This window comes from Endozoicomonas sp. PH6C (assembly GCF_059322965.1).
The window spans coordinates 2,552,717-2,576,614 of the sequence record NZ_CP185342.1 but is presented as its reverse complement, the minus strand read 5'-3'; the positions used below and the strand labels follow the sequence as shown (position 1 = coordinate 2,576,614).

Genomic DNA, 23,898 nt, shown 5'->3' with positions numbered 1-23,898 from the left:
CATGGCCTCACTCAAACAGTCCGCCATTCAGTTAGTCCTGAAGGCAAAAGATGCGCTGTCAGGCAAGGTGAAACAGTCGGCTAAATCCCTTGATTATCTGAAGGGCGAAGCGGCAGACCTGAAAGACCAGCTTGGCAAACTGAAAGACCAAAAAGAATTACTCACGTCTTTTGAAAAGCAAACCAGGGCGACTTTTGAGGCCGGGAAAGCCTTTCGAGCAGCCCAGACGAAAGTGGCTGCACTGGCAAAAGAAGTAGATCGTGCCGAGCAGCCCACCAAGGCGATGAAAACCGCTCTGGCCAAAGCAAGGCAAGAGGTCAGAAAGAGTAGCACTGCTTATGGTCGTCAACGTGAAGCACTGGCCAATCTGAGGAACCAGCTGAATAAGGCAGGACTGTCCAGTGCCAGACTGGCACAGCAACAGCAAAAACTCAGCGGTGAATTAGAAAAAACCGGTTATGCCTTTGAGAAGGCCAATAAAAAGGCAAAAGCTGCTGACCGAACCCTCAAGAAAGATACCCTGAAGAAAGTAGCCAAAGATGCAGAGCAGGCATCATCGGGTATTGGTCGTCTAACCAGACGATTCGCTGCCCTGGTTGCAGCGGGTGCAGGCCTTTACACCATCAAGCGTGGCATTGAGTCCATGTTGACTACAGGCGATAAGTTTGAGCGTTTGAGTGTTCAGCTGGAGGCCGTTATGGGCTCCATGACTGAAGGTGAACGGGCGCTGGCGTGGATTAAAGACTTCACCCGCAACACACCATTCCAGTTAGAAGAAGTCTCCGAGGCGTTTGTCCGACTAAAAGCCTTTGGCCTTGATCCCATGGATGGCAGCATGCAGACCATTGTGGATCAGGCTTCCAAACTCGGCGGTGGCATGGAGAGGCTGAATGGCATCACGCTGGCAGTTGGTCAGGCGTGGGCAAAACAGAAACTACAGGGAGAGGAAATTTTACAACTGGTGGAGCGAGGTGTTCCCGTTTGGGAATTGCTGGAAAAGGCCACCGGGAAAAATGTGCAGGAATTGCAGAAGCTGTCGTCTGCCGGAAAGCTGGGGCGGGATAACATTGCTCTGCTGATTGCCGAAATAGGCAAAAGTGCTGAAGGAGCAGCAGCCAAGAATATGTCACTGCTGTCCGGTTATGTTAGCAACCTGAAAGACAGCTGGCAGAACTTTCTGGATGAAGTGGCCCAGAGTGGCGCATTGTCTTATGCCAAGGATCAACTCAAAAGCCTTTCCGACCAGATCAGTATTATGTCTGAAGATGGTCGTTTGTCTCGATTGGCTCAGTCCATCAGCGATGCGTTTGTGCAGATGGGGGAGGCGATCAAGGCTAACTTCACTGGGCTGACGTTTGAAGGAGTGGTGGCCAGCCTTCAGTCTGCCAGTCAGCGTATTGCTTCTACCCTGGCCAGTCTCAATAACACCTTTACTCTGACCGGTAATTCAATCCAACTGTTCTTTAATGGCTTTACCCTGGCCGTTAAGTCTTTTGGACTGGTGTTCAGCGAAGTTATCTCATCCGTTTCCCGAGGGATGGGCAGTATGTTGAATGCATTAGGTGCGACAGAGTCGGCCCAAAAACTCCAGTCCTTTAGTGAATCACTGAAAGCAGTGACGGCGGGTTTCAGGGAAGCAGTAAAAGAAGATGTGCAGGACATTAACAACAACTGGCAGTCGCTGGGTGAAGCGATTGTTCAATCCAGCCAAAGTACCCAGCAAGCCATCCGTAATGAAAGCCAAAAAACGACAGCATCCGTCGAACAAGATGTCGTCAAGCTTAATTCGGTCTACGTTGAATCCGGCCAGACCGCCAAGAAAGCCTTTACCGACGCTGCTGATGCCCTGAAGCAGATCAACGCCGCAGAAACCCGCACAGAGCTTGCTGATCTGGCCGTAAAACTGTCTCAAGCTTTCGCGGACGGTACCCTGACCCAAGAACAATACAACGAAGCATTAGTGGCCAGCAGAGAGAAGCTGGCCGAGCTGGAAGACGGTGCCCGGTCTGCAGCAGGGGCTGCCCGGTCATTGGGTGATGCCGTGGATGAGGCCGGTGATAAACAGGCACAGGGGGCAGAACGTGCATCGGGCACACTCAATGGTTTAATCGGTTTTTACAACAACATTACCTCGGAGCTCTACGGTCTGAGTGCTCAGGCAGAGGACACCTTTCTGTCCATGCAAGGCGCTGCACAGATCGATACCACTGACACTCTGGGTGAGCTGGGACAGCTGAAAGCGACACTGGCTGAAACCAAAGAGGAACTCCAGGCTCTGGCCACTGCCAATGTCGGACTGGATACCACCGGTCTCGGAAGGTGGATGAAGGAAACAGCCACCAATGCCGCTTCAGTAAGAGCTGAATTCTATGAACAGAAAATCGCTCTGGAAGACCTGGTACAGAGCTACGAAAACGGCTCTGTGTCGGCGCAACAGATGGCCAGCGATGGTCAGCACCTGGCTGAGAGTCTGAACCTGCTCGACCAGCAAGACCTGGATCGTTTGAATCAATCCATTGAGCAAGCCAACGACAGTATGCAACGGCTGTCAGACAGCACCCAAGGCACACTGAACAGCCTTCAGGATGAACTGGATCGCCTTCAGGGTAGGCAGGGCGATATCGAGCAACGCCGCTACGAAGCCCGAAAGAAAGACCTCGAGCTGGAGCTGGCCATCGCCAAACAGGACGGTGACTTTCAGGCGGTGAGTAACCTGCAGAAGGCGCTCTCGCTGAATCAATCGATCCGGGCCGAGAAGCAGCGACAGTACCAGCTTCAGCAACAAGAGAAAGTACAAAAGCAAAGGGAGCAGCAAGCTCAACAGGAAAAATCACGTATTCAAACCCAAAGGCAACCCACCCAAAGTAGATCACCAGAGAAAGTCATTCGTCTGGAATACCCGGGAGGCCAAGTGGATGTGGGCGTTAAGCCCGGTGATGAAAGACGACTGCTGGAAGCTCTGAAAAATGCCGGAATGAGGTCTGCCTGATGACACTGGATAGCATCACACTGCCCGACGATTTGTTATGGATTAATGAGTTCGACTGGAACCCTGTGGAGCAGAGCCAGGACCGCAGCCTGACCGGAGGCTTGCTGATCCAGGAGCAGAGCAAAAGCTATGGCCGATCTATCGAGCTGAACGGTGGCGAGGACGCCGCCTGGGTATCACGCTCCGTGGTGGTCAATCTGCTCGCACTGAGCCAGATCGCCAACAAAGTCATGACTCTGACCTTGCCGGATCTAAGACAGTACTCAGTGATCTTTGATCGCAGCTCGGGTGCGCCCGTCGAAGCCCGACAGATTCTGCCCTATGCCTATCCGGGTGATGACTACCAATACAGCCTGATTATTCGACTACTGACCGTCCAATAAGCAATAAAATATTACCAGGAGCAAGGGATGCCCATTAACAACGATGATGTAAAACTCTTTGAAAGCCAGCGTCTCAGTGACGAGGAGGACGGCGGTGGCCGGGCCACTGGCACTGTGGTGATCGACGGAAATGTGAATAACCTCTTTCAGGACATCTCCCGGATTGACCGCACCATCGGCGATGTCGCCCTGCGTAAAGCCTACATCGGCATCAGCACCGACAACAACGATGCTTATCTGGGCAGTCATATCATCCTCACCGACGCACCGGATGACGACAATGTCAGTGTGCTGCTGTTCAACACCGACAGCCAGACCGATGAGCGCAATGCTGCCCGGGACCGGATCGAAGCCTATGTGGTGCCGGGCACATCAGCCAGCTTTGAACTGCTGGGTGATCAGCTGGTAGGCCAGCGCAGCATTGTCGGCATTCAGCGAGAAGAAAAAGCCCTGCCGGAGATTGGGGAAGTTTATCGGCTGTACAACAGCGATAGCAAAAAGGAGCAGTACGTCCGCATCACCAAAGTGGAACACCGCATCGAAACCTTCACCTATGCATACAGCGCAGGCAGCTATGTCGACTTTGAACGTCGGCGGCTGGATATGGAGATCAGTGTGGCACTGATAGATCGTTTTCCAGGCGGCACTGCCACACCAGCAGGGACCGTTATGCCTGTGGATGGCCAGGGAGCCAGCGAAGCGAAGACCTCAGTTCAGTCGACCCAGATTGCAGACACCTCTCGCTACTACGGCATCCAGCCAACCAAAGCAGCCATTAACCAGGGCGATCTGACTCTGAAGGTCAACAGCGTTTATTCACCTCTGGTGCCCAGCGCCCGAGTAGAAAGTCCGGTGGTTGATCAGTATGGCGGCTACACCGCCAAAAGGATGGTGGCCACCTCTGCCGCACAACGCAATGTCAGCATCTCTTTTGTGCACTTGTCCGGTAACCAGAGCCGGGTCTTTCTGCAGACGGGAGCACTACCAGGAACCGTGACTCTGTCGTTAGAAGGCGGCACCTTTGAAGACGACAAAACCGGCCAGCTGGTACACAAAAGCGGGGCCAATAACTACAGCAACCTGACCATTGACTATGACAGCGGTGAGCTGAACGTCTGGCGAAACAGCAGTTACTATACCAGTACGGCTACTGCCCTATACCAGCCTGCCACTGGCATCACCGGAGCCGCCATCAGTGGCACCCTGGACATCACCTCCCAGAACCGTGGCTTTAACTATACCTTCAACTTTGCCGGGGCCAAGCCCAAGCCTGGCACCCTGGTGGTGAGCTATATCTCTCTGGGCAAGTGGCAAGACCTGAGCGATCCGGGCAATGGTCTGCTGGCTGGTTCAGGCTCGGGCACTATGGATTTCAGCACTGGCAGCGTGGCGGTGACTCTGGACGGATTGCCCGATCCCGACAGCAAGCTGGTGTTCAGTTATATCGCCCAGGCGGATGACGAAATCACTCTGCGAACTGGCTCGGTGGCGGTGGATAAATTTTCGTTTCGGCACACCACTGCGAAGCCAGGTATCAAGCCAGGCAGTGTCGTCATCACCTATCTGGCCAGTGAGCAAACCAAGACCCTGACTGATCAGGGCAACGGCCTGTTGACGGGCGATGGCTCAGGCAGTGTCTATTATGCCCCGGGTGAGCTGGGCTTTGTGTTGAATGCCTTGCCAGACCAGGGCACCGAGATCGAGATTCAGTACGAAGAAGGCGCAGTAGCCGGTGGCATTGTGGATGTGACAGTGGATGGTTCCGGTTTAATAACCGGCACCATTGCGGGTGCACCGCTCTTGCCAGGCTCCGTTCAGGTTCAGTTTTTGGTGGATCGACAAAGTAATGTGCCACAGCACGCCAGCAGTCGCAGCAGTGACTATACCACCTACCAGACCAAGTCTCAGCGATTTAAAAGTTACACTGACGATGGTAACGGCAACTGGCGTGATATTGTCGGCACGATTGATTATCAGACGGGGAATTTCACCCTGCAGGCGACAGAAAACTACAGCTATCCGGAGTACACACTCAGTAGAGAGTCCTACAAATACAGACTGAGTTACACCAACACCACCAAGACTGAAGTTTTCTCTGGCAGCACAGTAACCAGCAAGGCCCAGAGCAACAGCCTCAGCCATCAGGCAAATACCGATACTCTGAGTACGCCAGAGCTGACCATCGACCTGCTGCCACTGATTGAAGATCCACTGCTGCCCGGCAGTGTCATTCTGGAATGGAACGGTGAGCTCTACTTTGATCGAGACGGTGTGCTGTACAAAAACGTCAGCAGTCAGACGAATGCCGGATCATCGGTAGGCACCCTTGATTACACCGGAGGCGTGGCGACGCTGGCCGTCTATCCCTCTGGCACCGTCAACACAGCAACAGTCCAAGCGGCTGCCACCATCTCCGGAGGCTTTAAAGTCGATGCAGTGGCTTTCAGGACACCAGGTGCACCCATCCGGACCGGAAGCCTTCAGCTCACCGCAGTGCGGGTGGATAATGCCGAGATCATCACCGCCACCGCAGACTTTAACGGCGACATCAACACGTCAGAGGTTCAGGGATCCATGGATGCCAACACTGGCTGGTGTGAGCTGATCTTCACCGATGGCACCGATCCTATCTATGTCATCCCTCAAAGTGTGCGCTACAACTGCATAGTGGAAACCAGCCTGCCACTGGATGCCGAGCTGATTGGTCTGGACCCGGTAAGGCTGCCACCCGATGGCCAAGTACCGATTTATCGCCCGGGGGATATTGTGGTCATCAGTCATAGCCAAAACACTGATGCAGGCACGCCCATAGCGGGCCAACTGATCACCTTGAACCGTGATCATCAGGCAGAGATCACTGTGGAGGACAGCCAGGGCCAAACCCTCGATCCAGCCCAATACACGACGGATCGTGAAGCAGGTACCGTTACCTTTGCCGATCCACTGCTGCTTCAGGATGCAGAGAGCAACAGTCTGACTGCGCCGTTTACCATCAAAGACCGGGTCGAGCATATGAGCGTGGCCAGCGACGTGCAGATTAATGGCGAGATCACCATCATCGCTCCGGTGCCCTGGGACTTACCAGCCAATGAAACACAGGTCAGCAGCGCCGTGGTTTATGGTGACCTGCAAGCTAGGGTTCACAACTTCTTCAGTCAGAAAGTCTGGGACGGTGGCGATCCCAACTGGACCGATGAGCGCATCGGCGATAACACGACTGCCCAGTACAACACCATTAACTATCCATTGGTGGTGACCAACAAGGGAGCCATCTTCGGCAAGTGGGCGATTATTTTCACGTCCGGTAGCGCCTTCCAGATTGTGGAAGAGAAACTCGGGATTATTGATACGGCCACGACTGCTACTGATGCTGCACCCATTAATCCGGAAACCGGTACACCCTACTTCACCATCAAATCTGAGGGTTGGGGAACCGGATGGGCTGTGGGCAATGTTATTCGTTTTGATACTGACGGTTGTCTGGCTCCGGTGTGGATTTGTCGAACTGTGCTGGCCGGACAGGGCACCGAAACCAGTGACCAGTTTACATTGCAGATTCGGGGGGATGCTGACTGATGGCCGCAATATGGTTTACTCCAGAAAACCTCTTAGGACGGCTGGAAAGTCCGTCAGCCAATGCCAGTAACAATGAAGGCTTCTATGGCAGAAGAGATTTTTCTTTTCATGCGTTTCTGCAGGTGGATTCCAGTCAAGCAGACCAGAACATCCCTCTACTGCGAATATTTGCAGATAACAGCAGTGCTGCCGGTAGTAATTATCAGACCTTGATCTGGATAGAAAGCGGCATCGTCAAAGTGCTGGGTTACTACGGCACTCGGCTGGGATGCCGTGGGTATAGCGAGTTGAGTATTCCCTTTGATGAATTATTCGAGCTGGTGGTGACCTTCAATCCTGCCAAAAATAATGTTCAGGATAGAGTCGTCATTAAAATCAATGGCGTAACCCAGACAGTTCAATCAATCTATGGACACTCTAGCATGAATACATTTGCTAACTTCACTCGGGTTATTTTAGGAGGGGATGGTTCAGCTTCTGGTAATGCTAAAGGTCTGCTTGTAGTGCAGGCAACACTGACCAATGCCTATAACAATTCACCGATACCTGTCACTTCGTCTTCTAGCTCCACTATGACCGTTTGGCATTGGGACTTTGAAGACAGTGGCAACCCACTGAAAATCATCACCAGCCGTAACAATATTGCCTCAGAACTGCAGTGGACTAACACTGACGACACCACTGTCGTTTGGAGCGACAACAATGGTCCACCTTCTTCAGACAATGGCGGCGGTATCATCATCCCGGGAAACGGCAACACCACCTGCATCCAGGGCACCGTTACGGAAGACGATCTGCCGGTGGCTCGCCGGGTCTTTGCCATCACTCAGGCACAACTGGAAGTCGATGGCAGCCAGGAAACAAAACACGCCGTTTTAAACAGTGTGCTCAGCGACAGCGTCAGTGGCAGCTACTCCCTGGACACCAGCCCCTATGAAGGAGCCGTGATCGTGGTGGCCATGGACGACTATGGAGAAGTCTGGCAAGCCAACACCACCTACGCAGTGGGCCAAGTAATCCGTCCTGCCAACTTCCAAGGCTATGTCTATATCTGCACAGTGGCAGGCACAGGTGACAGCACCGAACCCACCTGGTGGTTTGATGACAGTATCAAGGTCATCGGCACCGCTCAATTCAAAGCCAAGCCCTATGCTCGTCCTCTGGCCCATGGCCCTGTGACACCCGAGATCGAACCGGTGGTTTAAGTGGCTTACTTTCCAGAGAAGACTCAGGACTTCAACTTTACCCGGGAGGCTTATCAACCCGCCTCCCACTTTAAGTTTTATCCGCAGCCCAGCTATGCCTTTATTCCACCGCCGACTGTCGTCAGTGCCTGCCAGAGCCAGTGGCAGACAGGCAACGCCTACCAGGTATCTGCCAGGGGAACGTTCCAGAACTCAGTGACGATTCAGGCCAGTGTTCAGCAAAGTAGTCATCAGGCCAACACTCTGGAAAGCTCGCAGTTAGGACTGTTCTGGGGCAAGGTGCCTGAATTGGAGGAAGCCGTCAGAATCAGTCACCAGCAAGCCAGTGATCGCCAGACTCAGCAACAGGCTCTCTGGCAGCAACCACCAGCGAAAGAACTTAGCATCAGTGAGTCCAGGGACCAGAGTATCCAGGCAAGAGAGCAGCAAAGCTCTGAACACTGGCAGCAAGGTACGCAGAGAGACAGAGAGAACACCGAGCGGTTTGATCGCAGTGATGAGTACGGCCCAACGCATCAGAACACCGTCGGCGACTACCAGATACCAGCACCCGCACTGCTGAACTTCAGTTTTCAGGCTCGACGTTACTCACCAGTGTCCACCCCAGATGTGTATTTCAATCTGGGCGAGAGAACAGCCAACCGAGCCATTCAGCCAAGAGACTCCCTGCAGCAGTCAGCCTTCAGCAGTAACGGCACTCAGGATGAGCCCGTTATCATCCCATGGGGACCCGGCAGAAAAGCTAAAGATGAAACGCTCACAGGTGACTATGGAGGTGAGATCGATGTCATCGAAAAGCCACAACCCGAACAACCAGAGAACAGGGTCACTTATCTACTTATGAACACCATCAGCGTGGTGACACTGCCCACCAGAACGCCTATCGAGATGAGCAACATGGACATCAGCCTCGACATCGACAGTTTCAGCTGGGCACTCAACGGAGAGCTTTGGGGAGCCAGTAGCCTGGCATTAGTGGAACCGGATCAGAACGGGCCCAAGCAGATCGAGGTCGACATTAATGGCTGGAAGTGGGTCTTCATTGTGGAACGCTACACCGGCTCAAGAGCATTCGGCCAAGAACAATACACCATCTACGGAACCAGCCGTACACAATTGCTGGCAGCACCTTATGCACCCAAGCGCAGCAAGTCCAACAGCAGCAACCTCAACGCAAAACAGGCAATCACTGAAGAGCTGGCCAACACCGGCTTCTCTGCCATCTATCCGCTACTCGATGCCTACAGCACACCCGACTGGATCATCCCTGGTGGCAGCTTCAGCTACCAGAGTGAAACCGCCATGACCGTCATCGCTCGACTGGCCAGCACTGCAGGTGCCGTGATCATTCCTTCCAGGGATGCCGACCAGCTGAACATCAAACCCCGTTATCCGGCCAGCCCCTGGAGCTGGAATACTGCCACCATGGACAAGATCGTACCGGCCAGCATGGTCATTAACCTCAGCGCCAGCTGGAGGCCAGAGCCGGAATACAATGCCGTCTATGTGTCAGGCACCCATGCAGGCGTAGCGGTCAATGTAAAACGGCAGGGCACTGCAGGAGATAAACCAGCGCCGGATATTCTGGAAGACTGGCTGACGGAAACACAAGTGAATACTGAGCGAGGCAGAAACGAACTGGCCAAAGGTGGCCATCAAAGTATTACCACATTGGAGATGCCTCTAACGGACAGCAATACTGCGCCCGGGCTGATTGAACCGGGTATGCTGGTTGAGGTGCAGGATGTTTCTGGTAATTGGCGAGCTTTGTGTCTGTCCACGAATGTGAGAAGTGCAATAGGTAAAGTGCTCCAGTCAATTGAGCTCGAGAGGCATTATTAAGTCAAAAAGAAACAGCTCAACACTTCCACTGTGCTGAGCTGGCTGATGAAACTCTTGCCTGAAGGACTAATGGCTGCGCTTGGCCCACACTGAAGTGGAAGTTTCATGCCCGTTATCATCCGGGACAGGCTGATTACTCTCGAACTCATTAATGCCTAAGCGGTCTTCGTTACTTTTTAGGATTTTTCCAAATTGAGCATTAAAGGAGAAAGAGGCTGGTGTTTCTTTGTTAGAAAAGAAGCCTCCACTATAACGCCTGATCACATCAGTAGTGTTAAATTGAGCATCGTCAAAAGAGTCAATAATTGACTTCACACGATCCAGGTTGATGTTTATTTGATCTTTCATTAGCAACAGCCTCCTGCTTAGGTTTGTATCTGAAAATATTAGCAGTGTGGCTAATCTGTGTAGGGTGTCTGATCATAAGAAAAGCACCGCATATCCAAAATCGAAGAGAAGGTCGTGGCCACTACCAACATCTGGCAAAAGTTCAAGGCTCTAATACCTGAAGGCGTAAGAATTGTCGCCACCATTACCGCCAATAATGGCAATGGTACCAGTCAGGCAGAGTTAAGGGATGGTTCGGTTATAACCGTCAGAGGGGAGTCAATTTCTGCCGGACGGAGAGCATTTATTCAGGATGGCGAGATTAAAGGCACTGCGCCGGGTTTGGCGCAGTATGAGGTGGAGGTTTAAGTAGAGGCGTCATTTGATCTGAGTTCAGCCAATATACGCTCAGCCTCTCTGATAATCTCTTGATTAGGAAAACCAAATACCATACACACTGCATGATCTGGCGCTGATTCAGTTTTTTCTTCCCTGTAAAGCCTTAAGAAAATCTCTGGAGTGAGGTTTTCAAGAGGGATGTTCATCACTATTTGGGACTTAAATGTTGCACGGCAAGGAGAGCAGTAAAGAAGAACCCTACCTGAATTGGTGGATTGATCATAACGAAGCGTAACGAGGTTTAACGTCTCTAAACTGCCGCAACGGGAGCATGTTTGATTTTCTTTTTCTTGGAAGCTGATATCTCCATTTTCCATAGTTAAAGACCTAGAGATTTCTTCGTCACTCTTTCCAACCCAAGATTCCTCTCGGTTTCCCGGCAAAGTTTGACCAGTGGTTTGTGTGTCTGCTGAACATTGAATGCATTAGCACGGCTATCAAATCGGTATAACTGCCTGAACAGACCTTCCAGTTCCTGAATCTCGGTATCACTGATATTGTCCCAAACTTCATAGTATGAAAAGTGAGACCAGTCTTTCAGAGAATCACGTTTATGACTGAAGAGCCGCTTTCGTATTTTTCCATTAGCCCCTTTGCCAGACATCCCTATGTATACCAGATTGTAGGATTTTGCCTGCTTTTTGTAGAGAGCATAAATACCCCTGAGTTCCTTCGGAACAACATCCAGCTCGTCAACAGGGCGGTATTCCAGGGCATTTTTTATCAGGCGCATTGGGCTTTTCAATGGTGACAATCCTTCACTGGTACATTGAGAAAATAGCGGAAGATAAGAGGAATTCTTGAGGGTGGGATTATGTTTCTGCAGCGGTCGAAGCTCCGCGTCAGGAACTGTAAGAGTCGGAGATTTGAAAAAATTATGTTGCTGTTCAGATTTTTCAAAAATATTTTTAATTCTAAGTACAATTGTTCTAAATAAACGCATCATGCTGTATAATCGTATTTCTTATTACAAGTTTTTTAACATTCATGAAATTGATAAACACCTACGATACCCGCGAAGAAGGCGAGTCCGCTGAACAGAAATTAGTCGGCGAACGTCGCCTTGCCAGTGAGCGGGACGGTACAGAAACCATTTACAACCTGTTCGGTATTCCATCCTGGGCCAACTTTTATCGTCTTGGTATGTATAACTTGGACCAGTTACAAAATATCGTTGAACAGAGAAAAAATAATCTTGACTATGACAATATAAAGCATCAAGAAATTATTAACTTGCTGAGAGTAGTCGCCAAAAACTATGACCTTAATATTCCGGCTCACTGGCTTTAAGTGGTTTAAATCCTGCCAAATTTACAGACATGGAATTGAAATGTAGGGTTCAAATGGTTTCCAATCCATCTATACTGCCCAATATCTACTCTTGGATCTACTATTCCTCACCCCAGTAGTCTGGCTCTAACTCACCAAAGTCAATTACCTCTGGGCTTGCCAGAACTTCAATATCAATAACTTCAACATCTTCGATACCCTTGTCAAAATCCCCCTCCAGTGTTAATAAAATATCAGTATTATATTTAAATTCTTTAGAGACTGTAGAACAACCAATAAAAACATCGTCTTTATTTATTGAATCATGAACTGATAAAGAAAAGGAACAGCTAGCTTGAGCCGTGATTACCAGTTTAGTTTCTATAACAACAGATGCGTCATTAATCTCAACCAATCGTAACTTTGGTTTTTCAAAGCCACCTTTAAAGAAATTAAAGTGTGTATAGCTCACTTCCACAGAATCATTTTGCTCCCAAAAGAAATTAGATGATGCTTCAGGATTAAGATACAATTCTGATGTGTGATCACTTACAGCTTCCTCAATCTGGGAAACTATATGTTCGCTTGCCTTAGATGATATTGCATCAGCCAATAAGCTACAAAATTGATACGGAGCCGTTTTAGGCTGAAAAATTGAAATTGCTTCTGCCAAATCTTTTTCAATGAATAGCCATTCAGAATTTTCACAAAAAGAAGCCCAGTCATTGTCACTTGAGACTGCTAGAATCTTTATATTTTCCTTTTTAGCCCACGATTCAAGAGAAAGTAGGGCAATAGCATCAGGGAATTCATTCTTCTTCGGTCCAGAATCACTAAAAGGTGCCTGTTTAGAGAAATAATTAAAAATCAACTCGTCTACGTTAAGATGTTCAGAGGAAAAAACTGTAGCAGCACCAGTATTGTATTTAAACTTCTCAATTCTTTTCCTAGAGATTTCTTCAGGTGAAAGCTTAGGGGTCAACATATTCTTGGCATCTGAAAATCTACCATCATCTAAGCACAAATGAGTTTCTGTATCTCTTAAACTTCGATCAAGACTATTTTTAACATCCGTTATTTTAGATGTTAAATGATTTTCAACTTCGTTAAGTACAATGTCAGAGAGAATAAACTCAATATCTGATGGCTTAAACTGATCAAGTTTTTTAAAGAGACCTGACTCAAGCCTTATTCCGTGATTGTCAAAAATTGAGGTATCTATCGTTATACAACCAAAGTCATCAATTAGCTTACTCACATTTCAACCTTGCTTAAAAATTTCAAAATAATATTTCTGTCTGAAATGGTATGCAGTATCAGGATATATAAATTGACCTTTAAATGTAATTAAAAAATCTCCATCAATAGTAACATGTACTAATAGCAACCAGACGATACCAAGAATGTCGCAGCTGTATAAATCCAACTCTTGTCAAAAATCTCACCCACCCAGATCGTACAATCCGGGTAAGCCTAATCTAATCACATAACCTCAACCCACCCAACCAGCTGATTCGTATAAGTCTGCCCCTGCTTCACAATCCCTCTATGATTCAGCTCCCGGCTGATAGATTCCTGTGCCAGCGTCAATAACTCTCCACCATTACCTTCAGAAATAGCAGGCGGCTGTTGAAAAAGAAGATCCGGCTGATGCTGCCACCGTGAAACCCGTGCACCTTCCGTGTCCAAAGCAAGAGTGACCAGATTCCGCTTTATTTGCCCACGCTCCCCCGTGGTTTCCACTTTCCAGATAGACAGGCAACCTTTAGTACCATCCGGCGACTGAACGGCAATCCCCAAAGCCTCAGCAGGCAGCTCGGCATACTCACCAATCAGGCGACTAACCATAGAATGATCAAGGCCAATAAGCTGCAATGCATCATCTTCATTGGCAAGCTCACGACTATCCGTAAAGTGCAGCAGCTTGCCGGTTTTTGAATCCATTACCTGATAACAATGCTCTGCCACCCGGCTTAAAGAATTACCTTCGAACTCAATACTTGTATTGAAGAATCGCATTAACTCATTCATGCCCGCTTCAACATCAGAGAGCGGTGAATAATCATCCAGGCTAAACCGGTCCAGATCCTGAAACAGCTCAAATACCACCTCCTGCGCCTCAGAAGCATTTTGCATCGCCGCATCCAGCTCCAGAGAGGTTCTCTGTAATTGAGGGTCATCCAAGGCCTGGGCATAAAGACTCTGGTAATTCACCTGCTCAGACAGCTGCCCCAAAATCTGGGAGCGCAAATCTTCAGCCACATTGCCGTGCTCATCCACCTTACCAACGGCCTTGGCAATATCCGTCAGCTTGTCATCCAGCAGCAGGAAAATCTTGCCTTCAATGGTGTCAGACAGCACAAGGTTATAAACCTGGGCAGTATCCCGCTGGCCATAACGGTGGATTCGACCAATCCGCTGCTCCACATCCATCGGGTTCCAGGGCAGGTCGAAGTTAAACAAAATCCGGGCATGCTGCAGGTTGATCCCTTCACGGCCTGCCGCCGTACAGATCATCACCCTTGGTCCCTCTTTCTGTTTGAACTTCTTCTCTGCGGCCGTCTTGCTGCCATGGTCACCACCCTTGAGCACCACCACGCCCTGACCGGGGTAAGACTGCTCAATCTTGGTACCCAGCATCTCCACGGTGCCAAGGTAAGTGGCAAAGATCACCACCCGTTCATCCGGGTTCTGCTGCCAGAGAACACCCAATGCCTGAATCAGTTTGGCAACCTTGGTCTCTGTCGCTTCCGGAAAGTAAGTGAGCAGGTCCTTAATCCGTAACCGCTCCTCTGGCAACGCCAGGGCCACCGTATTCATGGCGGCATCTTCAGCGGCAGAAGTATCCAGTTCATTACTGAACTCATTGGCCGCCAGCGCCAGCTCATCCTCTTTCATGGTCTTCAGCTGCCGACGTTTCAGGTCATTAAGGATATGGTCAATATCAATGGCCGCTAACTTATCATCCCCCAAACCAAATTCTGTGCGAATCAGCTCTCTGGCTTCGTTAAAGGCTTCATCCCGCTGGTCAATATCCAGGTTACTGTCATGCACCAGCCCTTCCTGAACCGACAGGGCAATCAGGCGACGCCTTAAAGTACGGTTAACCGCCGCAAAACTGGAGGCCGCAATCTTCTGGAAGATGGTCATCACAAACCCCAGCGCCCGGCCTTTGCCGCCTTGCTGTTTTGCCAGGGCAAAACCATCCCGGAGGTATTCATTCAGTCGCTGATAAAACAGCTCCTCCTCCGGGTTCATCAAAAACGATTCCGTATGCACCCACCGACGGGCAAACAGCGTTGAGCCATCGGCATTACAGGCATCCGCTTTTGTACGCCGGAAAATCAAGGTGTTCAGGCGATGACGGTGCTCAACCATCTCGTCATGGCTTCTGAACAGGGCCGGCTCCAGAAGCTGAACCAATTTCCAGAAACGGAAATGATCTCCCTGGTGCGGCGTGGCCGAAAGCAGCAGTAAATCACGGGCATGGTCTCGCAGCACCTCGCCCAGTTTATAGTTTTCCGTCTTTCTGACTTTATTGCCGGAGCGGTATGCCGTCAGGTGGTGAGCTTCATCAAACACCACCAGGTCCCATCGGGGCGCATCCAGCAGTTTTTTGATTCGGGCAGGTCGCTTCAGGGTATCAATACTGGCAATCAGCCGATTATGCTTGGCAAAGGCATTGGTTTTCCGGTCACTCACATCACCCTGATGCCCAAACACCTCAAAGTTCAGGTTGAATACTTCATTGAGTTCCCGGTGCCAGTTATTCACCAGCCCGGCAGGCACCACCATCAATGCCCGGTCCAGCTCACCCCGGCTGGCCAGTTCCCGAAGAATCAATGCAGTCTCAATGGTTTTGCCAAGCCCCACCTCATCGGCAATCAAAAAACGACGGGGGGAGGCCGTGGCAACCCGGTGAGTCAGCACCACCTGATGGGGCAGCAAATCAATCCTGGCAGACGTCAGGGAACTCGCCGCTTCCAATAAAGGCAGGGCATGCGCCTTCCAGCTTAGCCAGGCTTTACGGGCTCGCTGCTCATCACCCCGGGTATTGGCGACAATAAACGCATTGCGTTCAAGGGCTGGCTGAAGAGCGTCCAGCGGTATTTGCCGCTCACCACTCTGGAAGAAAACCCGAACGTAATTTTCACCGGCAAGGGCAACAACAATGCCCTCGCCAAAGTCAGGATGGCGGACGCGTTCACCGGGGTTAAAAGCCATGTATCCGATTATTCCTCAAGAAATCTGTAAATTGTAAAGGCCAACCCAATTCCCTTTACCCTTGTGATCCAGTGGTTCAATCAGCTGAGTACCGGTTTCAGCACCATTCCAGAGACAGCGTCCTAACGGTAATTTAGTTCCCTTATACTGGCCACCACAACGCCAGAAAAAGCGATCATCACTACTGCGATGGTGCCAGCGATTGCCGTCAGCCATCCAGAAAATCAATCCACCGTTTGTCTCGATGGTTCTCTGGTAATTAATAATGGCTGGATAAAGTGTCTTCTCCAGCCAGCTTTCTGCCTCTTTTGGTGAGAGGGCATCAATCGCTGCATCCAGACCAGCCACCACAATGGTTTCACTATCTTCATTGATTCTGGGATGGCCTTCCTCTGGCCACCCGGCACTGTAGAGATCAAAAAAATAGCGCAGGCTGATCACCTGTTCCTGGGAGGCAAACTGATTGAATGCCTCACCATCCCAGAGCACACTGATGCCCCGGCGTGTCCAGACATCGTCCCTAACCGGCGTTGCCATTATTTAAGCCTCCGCTTCCTCAAGGTCAAACATGCTGAACTGCTGGCGCAGAACAGGCTTATGCTCATCCTTCCATTTGTTATAGATGGAGCGTGCCACCGTCGCCGCCTGTCGCACTTCCGGAGAAGGGCCAAAGCGAATCAGCCAGCCGGTCAAATCGCCCAGTGCCGGGTGCGGTTTGAACTCTTCACTAAGCACTTTGTTCGCATTGACGCCACTGTCCTTAATACAGGCACCCACCAACAGCAATGCCTGATCAAGATCGGTTTTGTAGGCTTTGGGCTTCTCTTTCCACTCCTGGGCTATTTCCAGTGCTGATGTCCAGTGGAATTCTTTCTTATGTTCATAACACCAACCGCGAGCAACGAAATCACTAGGAGCTGAGCCAGTTCCTCGAAGATATTTCTGCATTTGATCCCGGGGAACCGAAGGCTGTCCGGCAAAAATTCGCAGAAATTGTCGGGTCATAGGCTCCACATTGGTGGGGATTGCGCCTACTTCTTCAGTTTGTGCCTGATCGTCCAGCAGCTGATTTATACCCACTAGTGCTTCTAATACTGAGAAATTACGTCCTTCTTCCACATAAACCTGTCCATAGTGCTTGGAAAAATACTCCAATGCTTTTCCCCGTTTAATCACCTGGACATCGGCTTTTGGCAAGCCTTCACTTTGATGACGCTCCAGCATTTCCTTTAATTCACGCACATCTTTCATAATCTGTCGGCGTAATCGGGGCCAACTGATTTTTTTCGGTGCTTCCACTCGTTTTCGACATACATGAATAATGTCGTGTTCAATTTTTTGTGAGCCAAACTGAGCTTTGTCTCCTTTCGTCTCATCACTAAGAACAGGATAAGTAGCCTCTAAATAGAAACCAGCATCAAATAGGCTTTCCAATACATCTACCCAAGGCTCATCCTCATTGTGATGAAAAGTGAACGACATCAGTCCACCTGGCTTCAGAATGCGATAAGCCTCTCTCCAACACTCAGTTAGCAGCCTTTTGTAGTACTTATCTGCATCACCTGGGTTACGAGCTTCGTTTGCAACAGCTTCAAGTGTCTTTGGTGTAAACTCTAGACTGTAATAATCAGGTTGCATTTTTGATAAGTGCAACCGAAGCCAAACATAAAAGAAGTCAGAAAATTCAGCATACTGAAACAACCCGCTAAATGGGGGGTCTGTAACCACTAAGTCGAAGCTGCCACTTTCATAGTTGATTAGATCTGTGGATGAGCCACAAGTTACTACTTCCTTACTTAACAACTTATCTTTTGGATATACCTTTTCACTTTTACCATCCAAGTCTTTAGCAAACTCTGGGAATTCTTCGATTAATTTGGCACTAGTCGCAAGATCCCAAGGATTCTGCTTCCAATCAAGGGCTTTAAATACTGGTTCGGATGCCGATCTCCATGGGCCATAACCCTTGTTCACGAATGCCCCAACTTCGATTGCAGTGTTTTTCTGGTTTAGATTATTGTTGGACAGGAAAGGTGCAAAATGATCTTTAGATCTGTGCCAAAATGAAAACAGGTTATTGTAGGCTAGGTATTGCTGAAATGCCCCTAATGCAAACTCTTTTTCTTTCTCCCCAAAGCCATGAGCGGTCGAAATAGACTTGAGAATCAAGGCATGTATGAGAAGCTGCCTCTGGTTAAACATCATCCACCAATGAGTGTAACCATGTTTTGGTAGTGGATCTTTAATGTGGGCTTTTAACCCATAAGGTATTTCAGATTTTGGCCAGAATGGTTCAAGGTCTGTAATGCTTCGTTGACTCCACTCTATACAAGCAGCATTTAATCTCTTAACTTCTTCACCTGTTGCAGGTAAAAAATAGCGGCCACTATATGGAGCTCCTGATTGCTCTCGCGCTGGTGAGTAACATTGAATTGCATACATCGCCATTGGAGCGTTTTTTTCTGTTTCCATGACTGATTGAAGAGTTTTCTGTTGTCGCCCGCATGTAGCATTTTGACAATCAAAGTAGGCATCTTTAGGTGCTGTACCTCCTTGTTTTCCTGTATCTATAGTTATACCAGTAATAGGGCAGGTAATATGACCGGGCAATACACCGCGGACCTCAATAAAGCTGAGTGTTTCCGCTCTTTTATTATTCCAGTTAATTGTACTTTCTATCGAGTCAATAGATGATCCTCCGTAGGAATTACCCTGCTCGTCTGTTGAGGGGGCTCCTTTCAACCAGCTTGGGTGAACCAATAGATGCATTTCTATCTTTTTGTTTTTAGGTTTATCCAAATTGGATGATTTGCCCTTAGTGTAAGCGGCCATATCTTGCTTGGTAACTTGGCAGCTTGGACAGGTAAAATGCCCATGTTTATCCATCACTGCAAAGGGCTTTTCAGTTTCAGCAACAACCTGCGGTACGCTAGGTGCCATACGCACATCACCCCGCTCAATATCAAAATGAGCACCACACTGGCACTCATAGTCTTGCCAGGTTTTAACCGAGAGCGTTTTCATTGCCATCACCGGGCTGGTCATCAGCGGTGTGCGATGACCACAGCCTTTCGCCGCACAGGGGCCATGTTTCGCCCAGAAGGTGTAGATGATTTCCGGACCTTCGTAGCTGTAGTCTTTACGCTCTTCCGGCTGCAGGGTTAGCGGGTCAAAGTTTTCTGGCATCACTTCATTGGTGGGCAGATAGGTCCATGTTCCCTTTTCCCCATCAGGGCCTTCACAGGCATAAAATGGCATAATCTGCGGTTTTACTTCCTGCTCAATATGGTCAAAGAGTTTCTTCACTTCTTCGATATCCACATCCGCCAGTTCGTTTTTCACCACCAGCCAGGCCACCGGGTTCAGGTCATTACCGTACATCTGCATGCCCAGCCGGGAACCTTCCACCAGCGTGGTACCACCACCCATAAAGATATCCGCCACCTTCAGGTTTCTGAACGCTTCATTCTCCTGATGGTTACCGTAATAGGCACTCCAGACGGTTTTACTGGCCTCAAGAGGATCTTCCGGGGCTTTGGTGGCCGCTGCCAGCAGTGTGGAGCGGAACACACTGGAACGTCGGCGAGCCCACCATTTGGACATCTGGTAAATCGGCTTGCCAGCATTGCCCTCAATCTGGGCAATCTGGTTAATGGGCAGTATGGGGAAGTCCACTTCCAGACAGGTTTTCGGCCGGTTCGGGTCTGAGAAATCCACAGATTCCAGTTGCAGCTTCTTACCAGCGCCAACGGCTTCCGCCACCTGTTCAGCAATAATTTCGGCTTTGGTTTTGCCGGTGGGTTTACGAGCCATTTCTATAATCCATCATTACAGGGCAAGGCACTCAGGCCTTGCTTAATTCAATAAAGGGAACAAACACTTCCAGAAGGGAGAGACCACCGTGGGTCAACGTGGGATAGCCGCCCTGGCTTCGCCATTTTTTACGGCCAAGGGCAAACTCCATCTCACCATGGGGTGTGTTCAGAATGCGGGTCAGAGGGGGAAGCCAGTAATTGCCGTACCCTTCTTTATGGGCAGGACAAGCCCGGCCACTTTTAAACCTGCTTTTCAGGTAATCGGTCTGGTCACTTTTGGAAACATCCGGAAACAGGCCGGTGGTGGCATAGCCGTGGTCGGATGTGATAACCAGCTCACGACCGGTCGCCAACCGATCAATAAATGCCCAGAAGTCATCCGAGCAGAGGCTGTCATGCACTTCGCCTGCCAGTTGGGAAGCGCCGTCGCCCGAACTTAAATGATGCATCCGCTCATCTGGCCATTGGTGCCAGTAGACAATATTGGACTGAGCTTTGATCTGTTTGGCGCAATCCAGCCAGGGCTGATCATCACACTCAGTCCAGGCACCGACGAGTTTATGGCTGCTCCCCGCACCATCGTTACCCAGTGCAGAGCGCTGGGGAAAACCGAGACTTTTGGCAAATGGGGTCGTATTGCCGGGCAGTTCAGAAGCGGTTGCTTCGCTCCGCTTAATGGTGAAGCCTCGTTGTTCTGCCTGAGACAGAATCCAGAGAGCTTCCCGAAGAGACAAGCCATCCAGAATCAGAATGGCTTTACCGCTGCTGCGGTTTTCCCAGAATGATTGCAGTTCCCGGGAAGTGGCGCGTGTGTTTTCAACAAAATGATCCCACAGCTCCCATGCGGTGCCTGCTATCAGGTTATCCAACGGTGCAATGGCACGATCCCGTTTCAGTATGGCGGCTGATATATCCCCGGAGGTTTCGACCGGTGCTGAAAAGTGTTGCCAGAGGTGCTCGGCAATCAGTTGCCACACCACCTCCGGTTTTTTTGAGTAAATATCTGACAGAAGTTCTGCGTTCATTGTCGTATCCTTACTACTTATCCAGTTCAAGCCCGTAGCGAATACCCTCTGGCAGTTTTCTGACCAGCTCTTGCAGCTGGGCGCCGGTCATACTGGAAATATTGATAGATACGTTCTGTACTGGCGTTCCTGGTGTAACGCCCCAGTTCTCAATCTTACCAAGAAGGTTCAACCCAGATGTCGGCTCATTCGTTTTTTGCCTTGTTGGGGTTGGGGTCGATCCGCCACTGCCGCCAACAAAGAGTTCATCACCAAATGGTGGTGTACCACCACCGTTTTCGGATTTCTCGCCGGTTGTGCCTCCACTAAAAGAAGTATCGTCAGAGTCATTCTGGCCACCCGTTTTACTGGTTTCACCAGAGCCTGTCGCCGTTTGGCCCTCTTCTGCTGGCTTGGGTGCAGAGCCACCGCTTTCTACGCCACTGCCGGGCGTGAGCAGCTTGGTGCTTTCCAAATCACGGCCCTGGCCCAGCTTGCCTTTCATCCGGTGCCAGGCTTCTTCTTCGTCGTGACTTTTCGCCTGGAGCATTTCGGTGCCCCGGAGGTTGATATCAATTTTGCCCTGGGCGCAGAGGCGGAGTATGCGCTCTTTGAGTTCGATTTCACCAAGCCATGGGATACAGGTTTCTCCTCCACCCATGGGTTCTTTGAGTTCGTTTAGTAGTGAAAGCACCGACTGGCTTTTATTGGCGGCTTCCAATACAAAATCTTCAAACTCTTCCGGGATAAACTCGGAATGGATGATCTCATCCTGAATTTTGGGAAGGATTTGCACGCCTTCCGATTTATGGCTGGGAATCAGGAATTCGCACTTTTCCGGTTCTCCAAAGTTCCACTTTTCCAGGATTGCAAAGCGATCAAAACGTTTCTTCAACAATTCTCGCAGTTCTTTCTGGTGGCGTGTCAGCAGGGCGTTGTATTCACCATTACTGCCTTTCCACTCGGTAGCCAGATAAACGGCTCTGGCCAGTACCAGCAACTGTTTGTCGAAAAAGATCGACCTTGACGCAGCGTTAGGCAGCAGAAAGCGCACCGTGTTTCGCTGTGTGGACATATGATTTTTCAACCAGGTGCCAAGCTCTTTATTGCCTGCATTGGGTTGTGGAACGACGATGACCGGAATGCGTGCATCGCTCCAGTTTTGCGGCTGATCTCTTTCGTCAATGCCATCCCAGGGGTTGTTAAGCCAGTCTGACCTTAACACGATACAGCGATAGTGACTGCTGACCGTATCATTCGGGCCAACCAATACATAGCGTATCTCTTTTGCCAGTTGCTCAATATCCTGACCTTCGGTAAACAGCTTGTCGTTTTTGGCATTGGCCATCAGCTTGGCTTGCGGGTTTTCCTCGTTGAGGAATATCAGGCGACTTTCACGGCGGTGAATGTTAAAGCTGTTTTCTTCAACGGTGGCCAATTCTGCCTGAAATAGATTGTCGTCGACTGCTGATTTACGGGTAATATCAATTTGTAAGTCTTCGGGGAGAGCTCCGGCTACCTTTTCTAGCGATAAGGAGCGCAACCATAAAGCACTGAGCAAATCCGTCAGGTTGGGTACCAGATGTGAAGTAGCAGCGTTTTGCACCGCTTCAATATTCCGGATGGCTTTAGTTCGAAGGTCACGATGCAGATCATTGGATACAGAATCCAGCAGTGATGCAACACCACTTTTTTTCTCGCCCAGAGTAAAGTCTGCAGCCGTGATAACAGGCACGTTTTTTTTCGATGCATATTTAAATACATCAACAAGAATACGCAGAAGGTCTCGGGTTTCCTGAGTTTGTGTAGCAATTAATACCTGGTCTTCGAGCAACTGCATCAGGTGTGGTGCGTAAGGCCAGGATTCCAGAAACTCAGCCCTGACTTTTTCATGCTCTGCCCCAGGAATGTGCTTAAGGCGCAGGAACTCATTGACATGTGGTTCGATCAATGCGGCGATGTCGGCAGATGACACCTGCAGCCGATTCTCAAATAAGCGATAAAGCAGAAGGCGCTGGCGGTCACGTTTCGCCTGCGGGCCTCTAAAATCGATTTTAATGGGGTTAACACGGTAGACTTGCTGAGCAGCATCGGATTTACCGTCACGTACAGATATTACCAGGGTTAAAAGGTCTGTATGTTTCTCGGCTATCTCTGAAAGAATCTGGATAAAATTAAATGCCCAGTTACGAATTGGGTGCTGCTTGGTATTGGTCAGCCCTTCAAACCATGTCTGGAATTCATCAAGAATTAGTGCGGTCGGTTGATCTTTCAGCATGCTCAGCATCAGATCAATGTCGGGAACATTGGTTTTGTCTGCCCCCTTTGCTTCCCATTGACCTTTGTAATACTCACCTTTAGGGTGCTGGTCAAAAAGGATATCCCAGAGATTTTTGTAGCGCTGTAAGTGAAGGCTTTCTGCAATAACAAGAAGCCCCTCGCTTAAGGTGAGCTTGCTGGTAGTTTCTGTACCCAGTCTTGGACTCCATTCGTTGATCCATTTCTCACCGGCTTCTTTATTTTTGAGCATATGAGACAGGGCTGCCATCAAGTGAGATTTACCCTGTCCCCGTGCACCGATAATAACTACAGGCCGCGCCTTACCCGGTGCAACAGCCTCTATGGTTTTGAGCATATCGGTTGAGGGGTAAGTTATATCGAGAAACTCTGAGGCAGATTTGTCGAGTGCACCCGATCCTCTGGAGTTATGAAGCTCGATCATAGTGCCGCTCATGCGACTGCTCTTAAATTCTTCGCGAAGTCTGAGACCTAACATATTTTTCCTAGACCTAGTAAGACCTAGCCCTGCGATTACTGATGGTTAAACCCGCACAGTGCGAACCTACGCAAAGAGCCAGCAATGGA

General features: G+C 49.7%; 16 protein-coding genes. 7 read left to right on the top strand and 9 right to left on the bottom strand.

The genetic code is table 11. The features are described from left to right. Position 1: 1 nt before the first annotated feature. From ACOMG9_RS09715 to ACOMG9_RS09695, 5 genes are read left to right on the top strand one after another with little or no spacing between them, the layout of a single operon-like run. Positions 2-2,989, top strand: coding sequence for a tape measure protein (locus ACOMG9_RS09715; RefSeq protein WP_494530156.1), 2,988 nt, complete (start codon positions 2-4; stop codon positions 2,987-2,989). After that, entirely contained in the window at positions 2,989-3,372 is a 384-nt protein-coding gene (locus ACOMG9_RS09710) for a hypothetical protein (RefSeq protein ID WP_494530155.1), read from the top strand. Before ACOMG9_RS09715 ends, ACOMG9_RS09710 begins: the two co-directional genes overlap by 1 nt. 27 nt (positions 3,373-3,399) lie before the next feature. Continuing rightward, complete coding sequence (locus tag ACOMG9_RS09705; protein WP_494530154.1) at positions 3,400-6,948, top strand: hypothetical protein; 3,549 nt, start codon at positions 3,400-3,402, stop codon at positions 6,946-6,948. Then, complete coding sequence (locus tag ACOMG9_RS09700) at positions 6,948-8,153, top strand: hypothetical protein (RefSeq protein WP_494530153.1); 1,206 nt, start codon at positions 6,948-6,950, stop codon at positions 8,151-8,153. The genes ACOMG9_RS09705 and ACOMG9_RS09700 overlap by 1 nt, the downstream gene beginning before the upstream one ends. Further along, the gene (locus ACOMG9_RS09695) at positions 8,154-9,995 is read left to right on the top strand and encodes a hypothetical protein (protein ID WP_494530152.1); all 1,842 of its coding nucleotides are present in this window, start codon (positions 8,154-8,156) and stop codon (positions 9,993-9,995) included. A 66-nt stretch (positions 9,996-10,061) separates the two neighbouring features. Here the strand turns inward: ACOMG9_RS09695 and ACOMG9_RS09690 are convergent, their stop codons facing one another. Continuing rightward, positions 10,062-10,343 (bottom strand): hypothetical protein, encoded by a 282-nt coding sequence (locus ACOMG9_RS09690; protein ID WP_494530151.1) that lies wholly within the window; start codon positions 10,341-10,343, stop codon positions 10,062-10,064. Positions 10,344-10,457: 114 nt separating this feature from the next. Between ACOMG9_RS09690 and ACOMG9_RS09685 the strand changes: the two genes are divergently transcribed. Then, positions 10,458-10,691 carry a hypothetical protein gene (locus ACOMG9_RS09685; RefSeq protein WP_494530150.1) on the top strand — a complete coding sequence of 78 codons (234 nt, stop codon included), beginning with the start codon at positions 10,458-10,460 and terminating at the stop codon, positions 10,689-10,691. Here ACOMG9_RS09685 and ACOMG9_RS09680 read toward each other — a convergent pair. Both ACOMG9_RS09680 and ACOMG9_RS09675 read right to left on the bottom strand, forming a co-directional pair. After that, positions 10,688-11,038: a hypothetical protein gene (locus ACOMG9_RS09680; RefSeq protein WP_494530149.1), complete on the bottom strand. Its 351-nt coding sequence runs from the start codon at positions 11,036-11,038 to the stop codon at positions 10,688-10,690. The genes ACOMG9_RS09685 and ACOMG9_RS09680 overlap by 4 nt on opposite strands. Before the next feature lie 2 nt (positions 11,039-11,040). Beyond that, on the bottom strand, positions 11,041-11,466 hold the full coding sequence (locus ACOMG9_RS09675; RefSeq protein WP_494530148.1) for a GIY-YIG nuclease family protein: 426 nt from the start codon (positions 11,464-11,466) through the stop codon (positions 11,041-11,043). Between the two features lie 242 nt (positions 11,467-11,708). Between ACOMG9_RS09675 and ACOMG9_RS09670 the strand changes: the two genes are divergently transcribed. Beyond that, the gene (locus ACOMG9_RS09670; protein WP_494530147.1) at positions 11,709-12,011 is read left to right on the top strand and encodes a hypothetical protein; all 303 of its coding nucleotides are present in this window, start codon (positions 11,709-11,711) and stop codon (positions 12,009-12,011) included. Between the two features lie 100 nt (positions 12,012-12,111). Here the strand turns inward: ACOMG9_RS09670 and ACOMG9_RS09665 are convergent, their stop codons facing one another. The 6 genes from ACOMG9_RS09665 to ACOMG9_RS09640 form a co-directional block, all read right to left on the bottom strand. Further along, entirely contained in the window at positions 12,112-13,248 is a 1,137-nt protein-coding gene (locus tag ACOMG9_RS09665) for a PIN domain-containing protein (protein ID WP_494530146.1), read from the bottom strand. Between the two features lie 224 nt (positions 13,249-13,472). Then, the gene (locus ACOMG9_RS09660; RefSeq protein WP_494530145.1) at positions 13,473-16,214 is read right to left on the bottom strand and encodes a DEAD/DEAH box helicase; all 2,742 of its coding nucleotides are present in this window, start codon (positions 16,212-16,214) and stop codon (positions 13,473-13,475) included. A 15-nt stretch (positions 16,215-16,229) separates the two neighbouring features. Beyond that, on the bottom strand, positions 16,230-16,751 hold the full coding sequence (locus ACOMG9_RS09655) for a hypothetical protein (protein ID WP_494530144.1): 522 nt from the start codon (positions 16,749-16,751) through the stop codon (positions 16,230-16,232). A gap of 3 nt (positions 16,752-16,754) precedes the next feature. Next, positions 16,755-20,027 (bottom strand): hypothetical protein, encoded by a 3,273-nt coding sequence (locus ACOMG9_RS09650; protein ID WP_494530143.1) that lies wholly within the window; start codon positions 20,025-20,027, stop codon positions 16,755-16,757. Positions 20,028-20,058: 31 nt separating this feature from the next. Beyond that, positions 20,059-21,054, bottom strand: coding sequence for a hypothetical protein (locus ACOMG9_RS09645; protein ID WP_494530142.1), 996 nt, complete (start codon positions 21,052-21,054; stop codon positions 20,059-20,061). A 13-nt stretch (positions 21,055-21,067) separates the two neighbouring features. Next, positions 21,068-23,809, bottom strand: coding sequence for a hypothetical protein (locus tag ACOMG9_RS09640; RefSeq protein ID WP_494530141.1), 2,742 nt, complete (start codon positions 23,807-23,809; stop codon positions 21,068-21,070). Between the last annotated feature and the right edge of the window lie 89 nt (positions 23,810-23,898).